General features: G+C 59.4%; 14 protein-coding genes. 9 read left to right on the forward strand and 5 right to left on the reverse strand.

The genetic code is table 11. The features are described from left to right. The first annotated feature begins 14 nt into the window (after positions 1-14). From ACS3QZ_RS15235 to ACS3QZ_RS15255, 5 genes are read left to right on the forward strand one after another with little or no spacing between them, the layout of a single operon-like run. Positions 15-734: an ABC transporter ATP-binding protein gene (locus ACS3QZ_RS15235; protein ID WP_456038609.1), complete on the forward strand. Its 720-nt coding sequence runs from the start codon at positions 15-17 to the stop codon at positions 732-734. Beyond that, a complete protein-coding gene (locus tag ACS3QZ_RS15240) occupies positions 734-1,480 on the forward strand; it encodes an ABC transporter ATP-binding protein (protein WP_456038610.1) in 747 nt (248 codons plus the stop codon). Before ACS3QZ_RS15235 ends, ACS3QZ_RS15240 begins: the two co-directional genes overlap by 1 nt. After that, positions 1,477-2,391 carry a branched-chain amino acid ABC transporter permease gene (locus tag ACS3QZ_RS15245; protein WP_093096148.1) on the forward strand — a complete coding sequence of 305 codons (915 nt, stop codon included), beginning with the start codon at positions 1,477-1,479 and terminating at the stop codon, positions 2,389-2,391. Before ACS3QZ_RS15240 ends, ACS3QZ_RS15245 begins: the two co-directional genes overlap by 4 nt. Positions 2,392-2,394: 3 nt before the next feature. Then, positions 2,395-3,453: a branched-chain amino acid ABC transporter permease gene (locus tag ACS3QZ_RS15250; protein ID WP_456038611.1), complete on the forward strand. Its 1,059-nt coding sequence runs from the start codon at positions 2,395-2,397 to the stop codon at positions 3,451-3,453. A 25-nt stretch (positions 3,454-3,478) separates the two neighbouring features. Beyond that, the gene (locus ACS3QZ_RS15255) at positions 3,479-4,651 is read left to right on the forward strand and encodes an ABC transporter substrate-binding protein (protein WP_456038612.1); all 1,173 of its coding nucleotides are present in this window, start codon (positions 3,479-3,481) and stop codon (positions 4,649-4,651) included. A 93-nt stretch (positions 4,652-4,744) separates the two neighbouring features. Here the strand turns inward: ACS3QZ_RS15255 and hutC are convergent, their stop codons facing one another. Together hutC and ACS3QZ_RS15265 are read right to left on the reverse strand one after the other, a co-directional pair. Continuing rightward, positions 4,745-5,443, reverse strand: coding sequence for a histidine utilization transcriptional repressor HutC (gene hutC, locus ACS3QZ_RS15260; RefSeq protein WP_456038613.1), 699 nt, complete (start codon positions 5,441-5,443; stop codon positions 4,745-4,747). Then, entirely contained in the window at positions 5,440-6,804 is a 1,365-nt protein-coding gene (locus ACS3QZ_RS15265; RefSeq protein WP_456038614.1) for a formimidoylglutamate deiminase, read from the reverse strand. Before ACS3QZ_RS15265 ends, hutC begins: the two co-directional genes overlap by 4 nt. 70 nt (positions 6,805-6,874) lie before the next feature. On the opposite strand from ACS3QZ_RS15265, the gene hutI reads away from it, so the two are divergent. Genes hutI through hutU form a run of 4 tightly spaced genes read left to right on the forward strand, consistent with a single transcriptional unit; the run spans position 6,875 to position 12,097 of the window. After that, a complete protein-coding gene (hutI, locus tag ACS3QZ_RS15270) occupies positions 6,875-8,083 on the forward strand; it encodes an imidazolonepropionase (RefSeq protein WP_456038615.1) in 1,209 nt (402 codons plus the stop codon). Next, the gene (hutH, locus tag ACS3QZ_RS15275; protein ID WP_456038616.1) at positions 8,080-9,618 is read left to right on the forward strand and encodes a histidine ammonia-lyase; all 1,539 of its coding nucleotides are present in this window, start codon (positions 8,080-8,082) and stop codon (positions 9,616-9,618) included. Before hutI ends, hutH begins: the two co-directional genes overlap by 4 nt. After that, entirely contained in the window at positions 9,615-10,430 is an 816-nt protein-coding gene (hutG, locus tag ACS3QZ_RS15280) for an N-formylglutamate deformylase (protein ID WP_456038617.1), read from the forward strand. The genes hutH and hutG overlap by 4 nt, the downstream gene beginning before the upstream one ends. After that, entirely contained in the window at positions 10,427-12,097 is a 1,671-nt protein-coding gene (gene hutU / locus ACS3QZ_RS15285; protein ID WP_456038618.1) for a urocanate hydratase, read from the forward strand. Before hutG ends, hutU begins: the two co-directional genes overlap by 4 nt. A gap of 174 nt (positions 12,098-12,271) precedes the next feature. Here the strand turns inward: hutU and gyrB are convergent, their stop codons facing one another. The 3 genes from gyrB to dnaN all read right to left on the reverse strand — a co-directional run bounded on the left by gyrB (position 12,272) and on the right by dnaN (position 17,062). After that, complete coding sequence (gene gyrB / locus ACS3QZ_RS15290; RefSeq protein ID WP_456038619.1) at positions 12,272-14,689, reverse strand: DNA topoisomerase (ATP-hydrolyzing) subunit B; 2,418 nt, start codon at positions 14,687-14,689, stop codon at positions 12,272-12,274. Between the two features lie 94 nt (positions 14,690-14,783). Continuing rightward, positions 14,784-15,890, reverse strand: coding sequence for a DNA replication/repair protein RecF (recF, locus tag ACS3QZ_RS15295; protein ID WP_456038620.1), 1,107 nt, complete (start codon positions 15,888-15,890; stop codon positions 14,784-14,786). A 53-nt stretch (positions 15,891-15,943) separates the two neighbouring features. Beyond that, a complete protein-coding gene (dnaN, locus tag ACS3QZ_RS15300) occupies positions 15,944-17,062 on the reverse strand; it encodes a DNA polymerase III subunit beta (RefSeq protein WP_093096107.1) in 1,119 nt (372 codons plus the stop codon). Positions 17,063-17,271: the final 209 nt, after the last annotated feature.

The raw sequence follows: 17,271 nt of genomic DNA on the forward strand, positions 1-17,271 counted from the left end.
ATAAGGGTTCCTCCTTGGCGGCATCCGGGGTGACGGTGGCCTTCGGGGGGTTCAAGGCCCTGACGGACGTCACGATGAAGATCACTCCGGGTGCCGTGCATGGGCTGATTGGTCCCAACGGTGCAGGCAAGACCACGATGGTCAACACGTTGACCGGGTTTCAGGCTCCGACGACCGGGACGGTCACGCTTGGGGACAGCAATGTCGGAACCTTGCCGCCGCACAAAATGCGCCGAGCCGGTGTGGCTCGGACCTTCCAGGCCGGACGGTTGTTCCCGGGTCTGGATGTGCTGGACAACCTCGCTGTTACAGGCGTGGGTCTGGGGCACTCCCGGTCGGCCTCCGAGGCCGAAGCACTGCGGCTGCTTGACTGGATGGGCGTGCCCCATCTGGCCGAGCAGCCTGCGGCCGGGCTTCCCTATACAGATGAACGGCGCGTGGGTATCGCGCGCGCGCTGATGTTTGCGCCGGATTTCCTTCTGTTGGATGAACCGGCGGCGGGCATGTCGGAAGCCGAGGCAGCCGACCTAGCTTCCCTTATCAAACGGGTGGCTGAAGAGCTGGGCACCGGGGTTCTGCTAATCGAACACAATGTCGGGCTAGTCCTGTCGGTTTCCCACCATGTCTACGTTCTTGATGCCGGGCAGATCATCGAAGAAGGCGACGTAGACGTCATCCTTTCGAGTCAGGCCGTGCGCGATGCCTATCTCGGCTCAGATCAGGAGGCCGCGTGATGTCCAAGCTTGGAGTTTTTGACGTATCAGTGCGCTATGGAAAGGTTCCGGCGCTGACCGATGTGACCCTGCATCTGGAAGAAGGGGAGCGGGTATTCATCTCGGGTCCGAACGGGGCCGGAAAATCCTCTTTGCTCGGGGCCATCAGCGGGGCGGTTGCCACCACACATGGCCGGATAGAAATGGATGGTCACCTGCTGACCGGCAGAGCGCCCGAGGCCATTGCCCGGTTGGGTTTGTCGATGGTGCCCGAAGGGCGCGAGATTTTCGGAAGCCTTACCGTGTCCGAGAACCTGCGGGTCGGGACCGGCCTGCGCCGCGACCGGAGCGCCGTTGAAGGCGATATCGAAGAAATCTTTGAAGCTTTCCCTATACTTGGTGAACGCCGCCATGCCAGCGCGGGGGCCTTGTCCGGGGGGCAACAGCAGATGCTGGCAATTGGTCGCGCGCTCATGACCAACCCGAAACTGATGATGGTCGATGAACCATCCTTGGGCCTTGCCCCAAAGATCGTGGATCAAGTCTATGACACGCTCGTGCAGCTTCAGGAAGAGCGCGGCCTGACGCTCTTGATCGTGGAACAAAGTTCCACGCGTGCCGCTCGTGTCGGCGGCCGGATGATCCTGTTGCGCGGCGGGTCTGTCGTGGGTGATGGCGACGCTGCGGCCTTCGCCGAAAAGGACCTGCTGAGCGAGGCCTACTTCGGACAATCCAAGGCTCAACCCAAAAAGGAGGCCGCCCAATGACCTCTCTGGCTCAACTCTTTTTCGATGCCGCGTCTCTGGGAGGCATCTATGCGATGGCCGCCCTCGGGATCGCGCTGATCTTCGGGGTGATGAACCTCGTCAATTTTGCCCATGGCGAATACATCGCCTTTTGCGTCTTTGCCCTGATTGTCCCCTCGACCGAAGCGGTCGCGGTGATGTTCCTGGGCAAGGCCCCGGCCTTCCTCTTAATCCCTGTCCTCCTGGGTTTGGGGGCCGGGGCCGCAGTTGCCAGCGAATACGTGGTGTTCCGCCATATGCGCAAAGCAACGCCTGTGGCGATGATGATTTCCTCTTTCGCACTGGGTTTCGTGATCCAGAATGCCCTGCTCGCAGTCTACGGCGGGCGGCCAAAGGCGATCAGCCTGTGGCCTGATCTGAATACCCCAGTGGGTGTTCTCGGGGCACAGGTGCCTTTGCTGCAGCTGATCGTGGTTCTGACAACGCTCCTGGTGGTCTGTGCGCTGGCGCTCTTGCTGAAGAAGACCCGGCTGGGATTGGAAATGCGGGCGGCTGCTGAGAATTTCACCATGGCCCGGTTGTTGGGCGTGCGTGCGAACGTGGTCATTACCGGAGCGTTTGCATTGTCCGGGGCCCTTGCCGCCGCTGTGGCGTTGATCATGGCGACCCAGACTGGTGTGGCTGACGTGCGCATGGGTGGGCAAATCATGTTGGTGGCCTTCATCGCCACCGTCATTGGAGGGCTTGGCTCTTTGCCCGGTGCAGTCGCTGCCGGTTTCCTGATCGGCGGGGCATCGGTGCTGTTGCAGGCTTTCCTGCCGCTCGAGGTTCGGCCCTTCCGTGATGCCTTTCTCTACACGCTTGTCATCGCCTGCCTTCTGCTTCGTCCGCAAGGCCTGTTCGCGGCCAGCTCTGCCAAACCGAGGATTTGAAACATGATGGGTAAACACGCTCAAAACCGGATTTTAGCCTATTCAACCCCCTTGGTACTGATCGGTATCCTTCTGGTGTTCGTCGCCGCCGTCACTCTGACTGGAGACAAGGCGCTTGGCCGCATGGCCGCCGAAACCCTGATCCGTGTGGTTCTGGTGGTTGGTCTCTGGATCTTCGTGGGAAATTCGGGCGTCGTGAGCTTCGGTCACGCGGGATACATGGCCATTGGCGCCTATTGCTCGGCATGGCTGACGCTCAAGCCGCAGATGAAGTCACTGTTTCTGCCGGATTTGCCGTCCTGGCTCGCTCAGGCGGAATGGTCAGTGTTGCCTGCTGCCATCGCGTCGGGTCTTCTAGCGGCCTTCGTCGCACTCATTTCAGGGGCCACAATCCTGCGTCTTTCCGGCATTGCGGCTTCGATCGCGACCTTTGCCTTCCTGGCCATCGTCAATACCGTCTATTCCAATTGGGAAGGCGTGACCGGGGCAACTTCGTCGCTGGTCGGGTTGCCTCGCTACGTCGATCAATGGGTCGCCTTGGGTTGGGCCGCTGCCGCGATCATCGCTGCGAACCTTTATGCGAATTCTGCCAGCGGCCTAGCGCTGCGCGCCACCCGCGAAGACGAAGCCGCCGCAAGCGCTTCCGGCATCAACATGTATCGTCATCGTCTGTTGTCGCTTGTGGTCAGCGGCTTTTTTACCGGCATCTCCGGCGCGCTTCTGGGGCATTCCATCGGTGTGCTCAATCCCGACAGCTTCTATCTCGGCATCACGTTCATCTCGCTCGCCATGTTGGTTGTTGGCGGCATCGGGAGCCTGTCGGGCGCAGTTGTCGGTGTCCTCAGCCTGTCGGTGATGATCGAAGCGTTGGTGCGCTTTGAACAAGGCATTTCGATTGGTGAGACCCAGCTGGCCCTGCCAAGCGGCGCACAGGAGATCCTGATCGGCATCGTGATGATCCTTGTCCTGATCCTGCGCCCGAGCGGCCTCATGGCGGGCAAGGAACTGCGTATGCCGTGCTTTTCGCCGCGCTCACCTGATTACAAAACCTCCAACAACTAACCAATCCAACTGAGGAGACCTTCCAATGAAAAACACGCTTATTGCTTCTGCATTAACCCTGGCGATCGCGGCGCCCGCGCTCGCTGAGGATATCACCGTCGGTTTTGCCATTGCCAAGTCTGGCTGGATGGAAGCCTATGACACGCCTGCCGCGACCGCCGCCAAAATCCGCATTGACGAGATCAACGCCAATGGCGGTCTTCTGGGACAACAAGTGAAGTGGATCGAGGCGGACACGAAAACAGACCGCGCCCAATCTGCCAAGGCTGGCCTTCAGGTGCTTGATGGTGGTGCCGACATGATGGTCGTCAGCTGCGACTACGACTTTGGGGCGCCGGCGGCGTTGGCTGCCGAGGCAGAAGGTAAGAATTCGTTCTTCCTCTGTGCCGAGGACGTAAAGGCCGGTATCCAGGGTGTTGGCCCCAACAGCTTCTCCGGTTCGGTGCTTGCTGCCGTTCAGGGCGCGACCATGGCCGAATGGTCCAAGGCCAAGCGCGACGCCAAGACCGGTTACGTGCTGCTTGATACTACTATCGAATACAACAAGGGTATCTGCACCGGCTTTGACTGGATGTTCCCCAAAGCGGGCGGAGAGATTGTCGGGCGTGACACGTTTAAGAACAATGATGCTTCGATCGCCAGCCAGATCAGCCGTATCAAGGCGCTTCCGCAGGAACCGGATGTCATCATGCTGTGTTCCTACATCCCGGGTGCCGCTGCCGCAGTGCGTCAGATTCGGGCAGCGGGTATCAACTCTCTGATCCTAAACGGCTCGGCGGTAGACGGGTCTTATTGGCTTGATGCGACGCCGAACCTGTCCGGTTTTGTGGTACCGGTGCAGGGTTCGATCTATGGAGACGACCCCCGCGCGGCAGTGGAAGCCTTCAATGTAGCTTATGAGGCAGCTGCAGGCGCGCGCCCGGCCAGCCAGTACGCCTATCCGGGTTACATCCTGATCGACCTGTGGGCCAAGGCCGTGGAACGTGCAGGTACCGTTGACGGGGCGGCTGTGACTGCTGCCTTGGAGCAGATGAATGGCGAGCCCACCGCGTTCGGTCCGCGTACGTTTACGGGAGAACTGCACCATCAAAACTCGGCGGAAATGCAAATCATCGAGATCACGGACGGGACCCCTGCTGCCGTGGACAGCTGGACGATCAGCGAGGCCGTTCCGTTGGGCGTTTTGCTGAAAAAGTGACCTGACGCATTTTCGAATGTGAAGGACCCGAAGCGCCTCTTGTTGGAAACAAGGGGCGCCTTATGAAACAGAGGGCGGCGACCTTGCTACTCCTCAGTTGCTGGCAAGCAATTGATATCCGGGAACGGTGAAGGAACGGACTGATGTAATCGGCGCTGTGCCGATCCATGTGGTCCGATCAATCACCAACAAGGCGCTGCCGGGCTCGGTTGCCAGCATTTTGGCGGTCTCTTCATCCGCAGATATTGCATAGATCCGCAGGTCAAAACGTGTGTAGGGCTTGTTGCGCACCAGCCATTCATTTGCACTGTAACGCGTCAAATCAACATCAAGAATTTCCGGCGCGGTTTCCAGGCTCACCCAGCGGTCTTCAAGAATGTGTGGATTGTGGTCTGCCAGATGCAGCGCCTGTACTCGCAACATCGGGATTGGCTCAACCTGCTCAAGCTTGGCCGCGATGTCCCGAGGCATGGGCAGTTCCCGCCAATCTATCAACTGGTATCCGTAAGTGGCGCCGCTTTTTTCAACTTCCAGTCGGGTAATCGGGATGTCGAGCGTCGCCCTCGAAACCGGGTCTGTGCGGACATGGGTGCCGCCTTTGCGTTTGCGTTCGATCAGTCCGGTGTCGGAAAGGTCCTGCATGGCGCGTTGCACCGTGGTGCGCGCGCAGCCGAATTGTTCGGCAATGTCCGCGTCACGCGGCAGCTTGTCTCCGGGAGCGTATGTGCGATCAAGAATTTGGTCACGAATCCGGTCCCTCACTTCTTTCCAGGACTGGCGTTCTGCATTCATATTTCCTGCTCCAGCTCTCCCATGACCTTGATGAAATCCATTGTTATACGGTCGCGGGCAACGTGACGACCGTCTTTCACGACGTGGCGCCCGGCACTCCAGATATCGGTGATGCAGTCCTGACCGTGACCGCCGAAAATCAGCGTGTCCAACGCCATGTCGTCGCGCCGGTTGACCCCCCATTCGTTATCGAGATCAAGCGCGATGATGTCCGCAAGCATTCCGGGTGCAAGTTTGCCGCTTTGCCGCCCGCCCGCTTGAGCGCCTCCTGCATTCGCTGCATCGAATAGCACGCGACCGGTGGAACGAGCCGGAGTTGCCAGGGAGGCGCGGTTGCGATCCCGCAGACGCTGCGAATACTCAAGCGTCTTAAGCTCGTCGAACAAGGCAATGTGCACGTTTGAATCGGAGCCAAAGCCAATGCGCCCACCTTCGGCCAGAAACTGCGTGCCGTTGAAGATACCGTCTCCAAGGTTGGATTCCGTGATTGGGCAAAGCCCGGCAACCGCGCCGGATCTTGCCAAGCTCCGGGTCTCTGTTTCGATCATCTGGGTGGAGTGGATCAGGCACCAGCGATCATCAACATCCTGATTGTTCAAGAGCCACTCCGTCGGCCGTGCGCCCATATGGGCAACCACTTCTTCGACCTCTGCAACCTGTTCGGCCAGGTGCATGTGGATCGGCCCGCCTGTGGACAAGGCGATTGACCGGGCAAGACCTTCGGCATCAACTGCGCGCAAGGAATGGGGTGCCGCACCAATTGTGAAATCCGCAGGCCCATCAGTTAGGGCGCGCGCTGCCCTTTCGTGCAAGCGTTGAAACTGATCCGGATCATTTCCAAAACGCTTCTGGCCGCCGTGCAGTGGTCGGGCGTCACACCCGCCGTGCTGGTATAACACCGGTAGAAGGGTGAGACCGATGCCGACATCCATGGCCGCCTGCACGATGCGTTCAGACATTTCGGCAAGATTTGAATAGCTTTTCCCGCCACGATCGTGGTGCAGATAATGAAACTCGGCCACGCTGGCATAACCGGCCTCCAGCATTTCCAGAAACACTTGCGCGGCGATTGACTGCACCTGCTTCGGTGTCAGTTGGTCGAGGAACTTGTACATCAGGCGCCGCCAGCTCCAAAAGCTGTCACTCGCGTTCGGCCCCCTAGCTTCGGTCAGCCCCGACATGGCACGCTGGAAGGTATGGCTGTGTAGGTTCAGGGGGGCGGGCAGCAGCAAACTTACGGTCGAATTTGCTCCCGTTGGGGTCGTCTCGATGTAAGCGATTCTTCCATTCTCGATCCCGATCTCAACATCGTTTTGCCAGCCGGTTTCGGTAAGGGCCTGTTTTGCGATGATTTTCTTCACAGCGGGAGTCCATTGACTTAATATGTAGCGTCATATTATTTTTATGTAGCTACATAATCAAGGGTAAACAATGTTCGCGCCTCTCCTGTTGACGAACCTGACCGTTGCAACCATGGCTCCTGATGCGGTTGATTACGGTTTGTTGGATGATGCTTCGATCGTCATCGAGGATGGTCGGATCGCCTGGGTTGGGCGGGCGGAGGAGCGGCCATCCGGATTTGCTGGTCTTCCACCACAATCTCTTGCGGGGCGTTTGGTGACGCCAGCGCTGATCGATTGCCACACCCATATCGTGCACGGTGGCAACCGAGCGCGTGAGTTCGAAATGCGTCTGAAAGGCGCCTCTTATGAAGAGATCGCGCGCGCTGGAGGCGGTATTGTCTCTACTGTGACAGCCACCCGAGAGGCGTCGGAAGAGGAGCTTTTGAAGTCTGCCTTGCGATTGGCGGACTGCCTGATTGCAGAGGGAGCAACCTGCATCGAGGTCAAATCTGGCTATGGGCTCGATCAGGATACGGAGCTGAAAATGCTGCGCACCGCGCGCAAGATCGCTGACATGCGCCCCTTGCGTGTGGTGACAACGTTCCTCGGTGCCCATGCGGTTCCGCCCGAATATGCCGGGCGAGACGGTGCCTATATCGACGAAGTGTGTATTCCAGCATTGCGCGCGGCCCATGCGGAAGGGCTGGTCGATGCGGTGGACGGGTTCTGCGAGGGGATTGCGTTTCAGCCCGACCAGATTGCACGCGTGTTCGATGTCGCCAAGGAACTTGGTCTGCCGGTCAAGTTGCATGCCGAGCAGTTGTCGAACCTTGGTGGAGCGAAACTTGCCGCCAGCTATGGGGCGCTGTCGGCGGATCACATCGAGTATCTGGACGAAGACGGAGTGGCGGCCATGGCCAAGGCCAACACAACGGCCGTTATCTTGCCCGGCGCCTACTATACATTGCGGGAAACCCAAAAGCCGCCCGTTGCGGCTCTGCGCGAAATGGGTGTTTCCATGGCGTTGGCAACAGACGCCAATCCGGGCTCGTCGCCTCTGACCTCGCTACTTCTGACAATGAACATGGGGTGCACGCTCTTTCGGATGACCCCGGAAGAGGCATTGGCCGGCGTGACGCGCAATGCCGCTCGCGCCCTTGGGTTGAGCGACTGTGGCACAATCGAAGTAGGCAGACGTGCGGATCTCGCTGTGTGGGATGTCGCCCATCCTTCAGAGCTGGCTTATCGCATCGGGTTCAACCCTCTTTTCAAACGCTTTTTCGGAGGACACGCATGAGCGTGCTGAATCTTACTCCCGGTGCGGCCACATTGGCGCAGCTGGCGGATGTCTATTGGAATGAGACTTCGGTCGCCTTGGACCTATCATGCAAACCCGCCGTGGAAGAGGCAGCCAGCCGGATTGCTGCCGCTGCGGCGGGAGAGGTTGCTGTTTATGGCGTCAATACCGGCTTTGGCAAACTGGCAAGCCTGAAAATCGCCCCCGAAGATACAGAAACACTGCAGCGCAATCTGATCCTGTCCCATTGCTGCGGGGTCGGGGAACCAATCGCGCGCCGCCTGGCCCGGTTGGTGATGACCTTGAAACTGTTGAGTTTTGGGCGTGGTGCCTCGGGTGTGCGCTGGGCGCATGTCGAACTGTTGCAAAACATGCTGGCGCGTGGCGTCACCCCAGTGATCCCGGCACAGGGGTCCGTCGGGGCGTCCGGTGATCTGGCACCCCTGGCCCACATGACAGCGGTTGTGATTGGAGAAGGCGAGGCTGAATACAAAGACGAAGTAATGCCCGGGGCAATCGCGTTGGAAAGGGCTGGGTTGCGCCCGATCCCGCTCGGCCCAAAAGAAGGTCTTGCTTATATCAACGGCACGCAGTTTTCCACTGCTTTTGCGTTGGCCGGATTGTTTGAAGCGTGGCGCGCTTCGCAGAATGCTCTAGTGATTTCGGCCATGTCAACTGACGCAATCATGGGGTCGACCGCACCGCTGCAGCCGGAAATACACGCACTTCGCGGCCAGCCCGGCCAGATTGCGGCTGCCGCTGCGATGCGCGCTGTTCTGTCGGGAAGTGAAATCCGCGAAAGCCACCGCGAAGGCGATACCCGCGTACAGGATCCCTATTGTATCCGGTGTCAGCCGCAGGTGACTGGTGCGGCGATGGACCTGTTGCGTCAGGCATCAGTTACGCTGGAAATCGAGGCAAATGCCGCTACCGACAATCCGCTGGTTCTGACCGAAGCCGGAATGATTGTTTCAGGTGGGAACTTTCATGCCGAACCGGTGGGTTTTGCGGCGGACATGATCGCCTTGGCGGTTTCTGAAATTGGCGCGATCGCACAGCGCCGCATTGCTCTGATGGTCGACCCGACCCTGAGTCATGACCTGCCGCCATTCCTGACACCGAAACCCGGCTTGAACTCGGGGCTGATGATTGCGGAAGTCACGACTGCGGCCCTGATGAGTGAAAACAAACACTTGGCCAACCCCTGTGTAACGGACTCGACCCCGACCTCTGCCAATCAGGAGGACCATGTGTCGATGGCGGCCCACGGGGCGCGACGGTTGGGGCAGATGTGCGAAAACCTCAACCAAATTCTTGGTGTCGAGATCTTGTGCGCCGCTCAGGGGATCGAATTCCGCACGCCGCTGACGACAAGCCCGATTTTGCGAAAGGCGATGAAGCGCCTGCGCGACGAAATCCCGGCGCTTCAGGAGGATCGCTACATGGCCCCTGATCTTACAATGGCCAAGAACTTGGTCGCATCTGGGGCAATTCTAAACGCTCTGGACATTGACCTTCCGGAGCTTGGCCGGTGAACGTGTACGACGTTAGCAACGGAGATGGTCCGATTGTTTTGGGGCAGCCACATGGCGGCACCTTTGTGCCACCCGATATTGCGGATCGCCTGAATGACACCGGCAAGACGCTGGCCGATACCGACTGGCACATATCGCGGCTTTTTGAGGGGCTCTTGCCGGATGCCACCGTGGTGCGTTCAAACGTGCACCGGTATGTGATCGATGCCAATCGCGACCCGGAAGGCGCGTCGCTTTATCCGGGGCAGAATACAACGACGCTGGTGCCCCTGACAGATTTCGATGGTCGGCCGATCTGGAGTGCCGGGAAGGAGCCAACGGAGGATGAGATCGCCGCCCGCCGGACGTCCTATCACACGCCATATCATGATGCATTGCGGGCGGCACTCGATCGTGTGCGGGCCAAACATGGCGTGGCGATACTATTTGACTGCCACTCGATCCGCTCCAACATCCCGTTTCTGTTTGAGGGCGAATTACCCGTCTTCAATACAGGCACCAATCTTGGCGTGACCTGCGCGCCCGAAATCGAGGTCGTGGTTGCCGATGTGGCGCAAGCGTCGGGCATGGATGCGGTTCTCAATGGTCGTTTCAAAGGGGGGTGGACGACGCGCCACTACGGCAAGCCACGCGCCGGGATTCATGCAATCCAGATGGAGATTGCGCAACGCGCATATATGGATGAGGTCGCCCCCTGGACCTATCGCCCCGACCGGGCCGCACAACTGCGGCCCCATCTGAAAGCCATACTGCACAAGTTGTCCGAAATCGCCTGTTCAGGCGGTTTGACCCGTCAAGGAGACCCGACATGAGCGATCCCCGAAAAAACAGCCGAGACGTTTATCCGCCCACGGGACCCGAATTGAACGCCAAAAGCTGGCTGACCGAGGCCCCCCTGCGGATGCTGATGAACAACCTGCACCCGGACGTCGCGGAAAACCCGCATGAGCTGGTGGTCTATGGCGGGATTGGCCGGGCAGCCCGCACCTGGAGGGATTTCGACCTTATTGTCGAAAGCCTCAAGGAGCTGGAGGCGGACGAAACTCTCGTGGTTCAGTCGGGCAAGCCTGTTGCCATCGTGAAAACGCACAAGGACGCGCCTCGGGTTCTGATCGCGAATTCCAACCTTGTGCCGCACTGGGCCAACTGGGATCACTTCAACGCGCTCGATAAAAAGGGCCTGATGATGTACGGTCAGATGACGGCGGGGTCATGGATTTATATCGGGTCACAGGGCATCGTCCAGGGTACCTATGAAACATTCATGGAAGCGGGCCGTCAGCACTATGGAGGCGATCTCTCCGGGCGTTGGATTCTGACCGGTGGTCTTGGTGGCATGGGAGGCGCGCAACCTCTTGCTGCAGTTATGGCCGGCGCCTGCTGCCTTGCGGTGGAATGCGACGAAAAAAGCGCCGACTTCCGCCTGCGCACCCGCTATGTCGATGAGAAAACGCACTCTCTGGACGAAGCGCTAGAGATGATCGCCCGCTGGACCAAGGCGGGCGAAGCCAAGTCGGTGGCGCTGATCGGTAATGCAGCCGACATATTCCCGGAAATTCACAAGCGCGGAATCCGCCCTGACATCGTAACCGATCAGACCTCGGCGCATGATCCGGTGAACGGTTACTTGCCGCAGGGCTGGAGTGTGGGCGAATGGCGCGCCAAGGCCGAAACTGCGCCCAAGGAAGTTGAGAAAGCCGCCCGTGCGTCAATGCGGGTCCAGGTCGAAGCAATGGTCGCCTTCCACGAAGACGGCGTGCCCACGGTGGACTATGGCAATAACATTCGCCAGATGGCGCTGGAGGAGGGGTTGGAGAACGCCTTCGCCTTCCCGGGCTTCGTCCCGGCCTATATCCGCCCGCTGTTCTGTCGTGGGATTGGTCCGTTCCGCTGGGCAGCGCTGTCAGGTGATCCCGAGGACATCTACAAGACCGACCTGAAGGTCAAGGAACTGCTGCCGGACAACAAACACCTCCATAATTGGCTGGACATGGCACGCGAGCGGATCAGTTTTCAGGGGTTGCCCGCGCGTATCTGTTGGGTCGGTCTGGGAGATCGCCATCGCCTGGGTCTCGCATTCAACGAAATGGTGAAGAACGGCGAGCTGAAGGCCCCGGTGGTCATTGGTCGTGACCATCTGGATAGCGGCTCTGTCGCTTCGCCCAATCGGGAAACCGAAGCAATGATGGATGGATCGGACGCAGTTTCCGACTGGCCGCTTCTGAATGCGCTGGTCAATACTGCGTCGGGGGCAACATGGGTCAGCCTGCATCACGGTGGTGGCGTTGGCATGGGGTTTTCTCAGCATGCGGGCGTGGTGATTTGTGCGGACGGCTCGGATGACGCCGCCAAACGGTTGGAACGCGTGCTTTGGAATGACCCGGCGTCGGGCGTCTGGCGTCACGCGGACGCTGGCTATGAACTCGCCAAGGACTGCGCACGGGTGCACGGTTTGCGGCTTCCTGCAATTCTCGGGTAGCCATCAGGATTTGGTCAAACATGGAGGTGGATTTGGGTGCCACCAACGCGGTGTGGCTGATGTATAGGATCCCCTAAGATAATGCCCCGCGTCTTTTGGCGGGGCATCTGAATCAAAAGGACTCACGCACGCTTCGATCGAAATCCGCAGTGCTATGGGGCATCCTACACCCTCTCAGAAATCCAAATTCTCAACGCTGAGCGCGTTTTTCTGGATGAACTCTCGACGGGGTTCGACGACGTCGCCCATCAACTTGGTGAAAAGGTCGTCAGCTTCGGCCATGTCCTCGACCTTGACCTGCAACAATGTGCGGGCGTCTGGATCGAGCGTGGTTTCCCAAAGTTGATCCGGGTTCATCTCGCCCAGACCTTTGTAGCGCTGTAGGGACAGCCCCTTCTCGCCTTCTTTCAGGATGGCATCCAGCAGGTCCAGTGGACCGTGGATGATTTGCGCTCGATCCTTGCGGTTCAGAGTCGCCGAGGTGCCATAGATTTCTTGCAGGCTCTGCGTGAAGCTGCCGGTTTTGCGCGCCTCGCCCGAGCGCAGCATGGGGCCGTCCAGCGTGCGCACCTCTTCCACACCACGCAATATGCGCGCGAGACGGATACCGTGGTCTTGCGTGATCCGACCCTGCCAGCCACGCTCGTACTCCAGCGCGATAAGGTCGAGTCGGGCTGCAACCTTGTCGGCCACGCCCTGCAGGTCGGCATCTACCGCACCAGGTACAAAGGCTCCGGCAATGGCAGCCTGTTCAAGGATATGGCGCGGATAATGTGTTGGGAATGCATCCAGCACGCGTTTGAGTTGACGAGCCTCGCCCACAACGCGCGCCAAATCTTGTCCGATAATCTCTTCGCCAGAACCCAGACGCAGCGAGGCACCCTCGATGCCTTGTTCGATCAAGTAGTCATCCAGCGCGGCCTGATCCTTGAGGTAAACCTCGGATTTGCCACGTGCCACTTTATAGAGCGGCGGCTGGGCAATGTAGAGGTGCCCTTTTTCGATCAGTTCCGGCATCTGACGATAGAAGAAGGTCAGGAGCAGCGTGCGTATATGTGCGCCGTCCACGTCGGCGTCAGTCATGATGACGATCTTGTGGTAGCGAAGTTTGTCGATGTTGAATTCGTCCCGGCCAATCCCGGTGCCAAGCGCCATGACAAGGTTGCCGATCTCCTGGGACGACAGCATGCGGTCGAACCGGGCGCGTTCCACGTTCAGAATCTTGCCGCGCAGGGGCAGAATGGCCTGGGTCATCCGGTCCCGCCCGGTCTGGGCCGATCCACCCGCCGAATCCCCCTCGACGAGGAAGACTTCGGTTTTGGATGGGTCTTTCTCGGAGCAATCCTTGAGTTTCCCGGCGAGAAAGTTCACATCCATTGCCGTTTTCCGGCGGGTGAGTTCACGGGCCTTGCGCGCGGCTTCGCGGGCATGCGCGGCTTCGACGATCTTGGTCACGATCACCTTGGCCTCGGTGGGGTTTTCCTCGAACCATTCGGCCAGTTTCTCGTTCATCAGCCCTTCGACAGCCGGGCGCACCTCGGATGAAACAAGCTTGTCCTTGGTTTGGGAGGAGAATTTCGGATCAGGCACCTTGACCGAGAGCACGCAGGTGAGACCTTCGCGGGCGTCATCACCGGTAAAGGAGACCTTCTCTTTTTTTGCGATCCCGCTTTCCTGAGCATATTTTTGCAACGTCCGGGTCAGCGCTCCCCGGAAGCCCGCCATATGGGTGCCGCCATCCCGCTGAGGGATGTTGTTGGTAAAGGGTAAAACGGTTTCGTGATAGCTGTCATTCCACCACATCGCGACCTCAACGCCGATGTCGTCGCGTTCACCCTTCACATAGATCGGGGCTTCCATCATAGGGGTTTTGTGGCGGTCGATATATTTGACGAATTCCTTCACGCCACCGTCATAGAAAAGCTCTGTGCGCAGCGGCTCGGCGGGACGTTCATCTTCGAGAATAATCCGCACGCCCGAGTTCAGGAAGGCCAATTCGCGCAGGCGTTTTTCCAGCGTTTCGAACGAATACTCGAGGTTGGAGAACGTGTCGGTCGAGGCAAGGAAGCGTACCTCGGTGCCCTTGCGGCCATTGGCATCGCCTACGACACGCAGATGCTCAGAGGTTTCGCCGTGTTCGAATTTGGCAAAATGCTCTTTGCCATCGCGCCAGATGCGCAGCTCAAGCCAGACAGACAGGGCGTTCACAACTGAAACGCCCACACCGTGCAGACCACCCGACACCTTGTAGGAGTTGCTGTCGAACTTACCGCCGGCGTGTAGCTGGGTCATGATGACTTCGGCAGCCGATACGCCTTCCTCGGGGTGAATGTCGACCGGGATGCCACGCCCGTTGTCGCTGACCGAAACCGAGTTGTCGGCGTGGATTTTCACATTCACGGCGTCGGCATGACCAGCCAGCGCCTCGTCAATGCCGTTATCCACGACCTCGTACACCATGTGGTGCAGGCCCGAGCCATCATCGGTATCACCGATATACATGCCGGGCCGCTTTCGAACAGCTTCCAAGCCTTTGAGAACTTTGATGGAATCCGCGCCGTATTGCTCGGTGTTTTGCGCGTTGTCAGACATTCATGCCGCCCTTTTTCGTTTCACGAGTTTATATCGGCCTTTGGGGGGGATGTCACGCAATTGACCGATTTTTCCACCAACGTTACGGCGCGTATCAGCGACTTTCCGAAACCTCGGAAATGCCTTGGGTTTCGGTCACTTCGAGATACTGTGCGCGTTCGCCCAACGCCTCGAATAGCCCCGGTTCCGTGCCTGTCATCCAGGCCTGCGCGCCCAGTGCGCAAATCTCGTCGTAGAGCGCCGCGCGCCGGTCCTGATCCAAATGTGCCGCTACCTCGTCCAGCAACAACAAGGGCGCGGCCCCTAAGTCCTGTTTCAGCGCACGGGCATTGGCCAGGATCAGTGACACCAACAGCGCCTTTTGCTCGCCCGTCGAACAGTCCCGCGCCGGAACGCCCTTGGCCGCAAAAACCCCGTGGAGGTCGCTGCGATGCGGTCCGACCAATGCACGTCCGGCTGCGATGTCGCGAAAGCGGCTCTCTGTCAGGGCGGCCCGCAGTTCCTCTTCCGTGTCTGGCATGCTGCCTTCGCTTTGGGTCAACTTCAGTTCAGCGGTCGGAAAGGCTGTCTGGGCCGCTTCCTGCGCCTTGCCGAGGCGCTCTAAGGCCTGTTGGCGGTTCTGGTGAATGCGATGCCCCGACGCTGCCATCTGACGCTCCAGCGCGGCATACCAATGGGCATCGCTCACTTGTTCCTTGAGCAATCGATTGCGTTCGCGCATGGCCTTTTCATAGGCAAGCGCCGCCTCGGCATGATCGGGAAAGAAGCTGAGCGTCATGCGGTCCAGAAACCGCCGCCGCCCGTCTGCGCCCTCGATCCACAGCCGATCCATAGCAGGGATCAGCCAGAGCACCCGCGAAATGCGCGCCAGCGCGGTCTGAGGGGCGGCTTTGTCGTCGATTCGAACCTGCCGCGCCGTGCCACCTTCCGAGCGGATATCAATCTCGTGGGTTTGGTCGCCGGAGTGCAAAAGGCCCGAGAGTTTCCAGCCCAACGCCTCGGGGCGGCGGGTCATGTCCTCGGCGCTGGCGCGGCGCAGGCCACGCCCCGGAGAAAACAGTGAGACTGCCTCAAGGATATTGGTTTTGCCCGCCCCATTGGGACCAAAGATCGCAATGGGCCGCGGGTCACAGGCGATCGACGCCTTCTTGTGCGAGCGGAAATGCGAGAGCGACAGGTTTGACAGATGCAGAGACCCCATGCCGCCCTTTCATTGTTCCAAAAATGCGCGCGCCGCAGGCAGCGGCACGCAGGTCACACGCGCATCGGCATCACAACATAGACTGCGCTGGTATCATTACCTTCGCGCATCAGGGTCGGATCACCGGCCGAATTGAACAGGAACACGGCGTTTTCGCGATCCACCTGGCTGGCAATTTCGAGCAGGTATTTCGCGTTGAAGCCAATTTCCAGACGCTCGTCGCCATAGGCAACGGCCAACTCTTCTTCGGCAGCTCCGCTATCCGGGGCGTTGACCGACAGGATAAGGCGGTCTTCGTCGAGTTGCAGTTTCACGGCGCGCGAGCGTTCGGACGACACGGTGGCGACCCGGTCGACGGCTTGAGCAAACTCCGTGGCGTCCACTTCCATCTTGCGGGTATTTCCGGCGGGGATCACACGGGTGTAATCCGGGAAGGTGCCGTCAATCACCTTGGAGGTCAGCGTGATGTCGGGTGTGGCAAAGCGCACCTTGGTTTCCGAGACGGACACGGCGATGGACATGTCATCGTCGTCCAGAAGCTTGCGCAATTCGCCGACGGTCTTGCGCGGCACAATCACGCCGGGCATGTCCGAGGCACCATCGGGCAGGTCCGCATCAATGCGTGCGAGGCGGTGACCGTCTGTAGCGACGCAGCGCAGCACCTTGCCGCCGTCGGCGTCGGACACATGCATGTAGACACCGTTCAGGTAATAACGGGTCTCTTCGGTAGAAATGGCGAATTTCGACTTGTCGAACAGGCGACGCAGCACGGGTGCGGGGGCCGAAAAGTTGCTGGAATACTCCGAGCTCGCCATGACCGGGAAGTCTTCCTTGGGCAGAGTGGCCAGCGAGAAGTTGGACCGGCCCGCTTCCACGGTGAGACGCCCAGCGGCGCCGTCATCAGTAAGCGTGACGAGCGCCCCGTCGGGAAGCTTGCGCACGATCTCATGCAGCGTGGTCGCCGCAACAGTGGTGGCGCCGGCGCGTTCGACCATGGCGGGCGCCTTGTCGACAACCTCGATATCCAGATCGGTCGCGCGGAACTGAACCGTGTTGCCTTCGGCCTCGATCAGGACGTTCGCAAGGATCGGGATGGTGTTGCGGCGTTCAACAACAGACTGCGCCTGAGAAACGGCCTTGAGCAGCACACCACGTTCGATACTGAGTTTCATATCCTCTTCCCTCATCCATGCCGGGGAGGGGCAAGGTAACGCAATCCCCCGTCGGCTCAAGCTTTTTGTTGTTTTTTCCGACGCTTTCAGGGGAGCGTCAAGACGTGGAGAGAAATGCGGGTGCGTTTGGGGGTGGTTTTTCCTGCAAACCGCCAGAGTCGCGGCATTCCGGCGTCACCGGCGAGGGGCCAAGGCGTTTAAAAACGCCT

This window comes from Shimia sp. W99, from assembly GCF_053851455.3.

Excerpts from the sequence above, each read along its gene's own strand:
- ACS3QZ_RS15240 (WP_456038610.1), top strand. The coding sequence starts at position 734 with ATGTCCAAGCTTGGAGTTTTTGACGTATCAGTGCGCTATGGAAAGGTT.
- ACS3QZ_RS15245 (WP_093096148.1), top strand. The coding sequence starts at position 1,477 with ATGACCTCTCTGGCTCAACTCTTTTTCGATGCCGCGTCTCTGGGAGGC.
- ACS3QZ_RS15250 (WP_456038611.1), top strand. The coding sequence starts at position 2,395 with ATGATGGGTAAACACGCTCAAAACCGGATTTTAGCCTATTCAACCCCC.
- ACS3QZ_RS15255 (WP_456038612.1), top strand. The coding sequence starts at position 3,479 with ATGAAAAACACGCTTATTGCTTCTGCATTAACCCTGGCGATCGCGGCG.
- hutC (WP_456038613.1), bottom strand. The coding sequence starts at position 5,443 with ATGAATGCAGAACGCCAGTCCTGGAAAGAAGTGAGGGACCGGATTCGT.
- hutI (WP_456038615.1), top strand. The coding sequence starts at position 6,875 with ATGTTCGCGCCTCTCCTGTTGACGAACCTGACCGTTGCAACCATGGCT.
- hutH (WP_456038616.1), top strand. The coding sequence starts at position 8,080 with ATGAGCGTGCTGAATCTTACTCCCGGTGCGGCCACATTGGCGCAGCTG.
- hutU (WP_456038618.1), top strand. The coding sequence starts at position 10,427 with ATGAGCGATCCCCGAAAAAACAGCCGAGACGTTTATCCGCCCACGGGA.
- gyrB (WP_456038619.1), bottom strand. The coding sequence starts at position 14,689 with ATGTCTGACAACGCGCAAAACACCGAGCAATACGGCGCGGATTCCATC.
- recF (WP_456038620.1), bottom strand. The coding sequence starts at position 15,890 with ATGGGGTCTCTGCATCTGTCAAACCTGTCGCTCTCGCATTTCCGCTCG.
- dnaN (WP_093096107.1), bottom strand. The coding sequence starts at position 17,062 with ATGAAACTCAGTATCGAACGTGGTGTGCTGCTCAAGGCCGTTTCTCAG.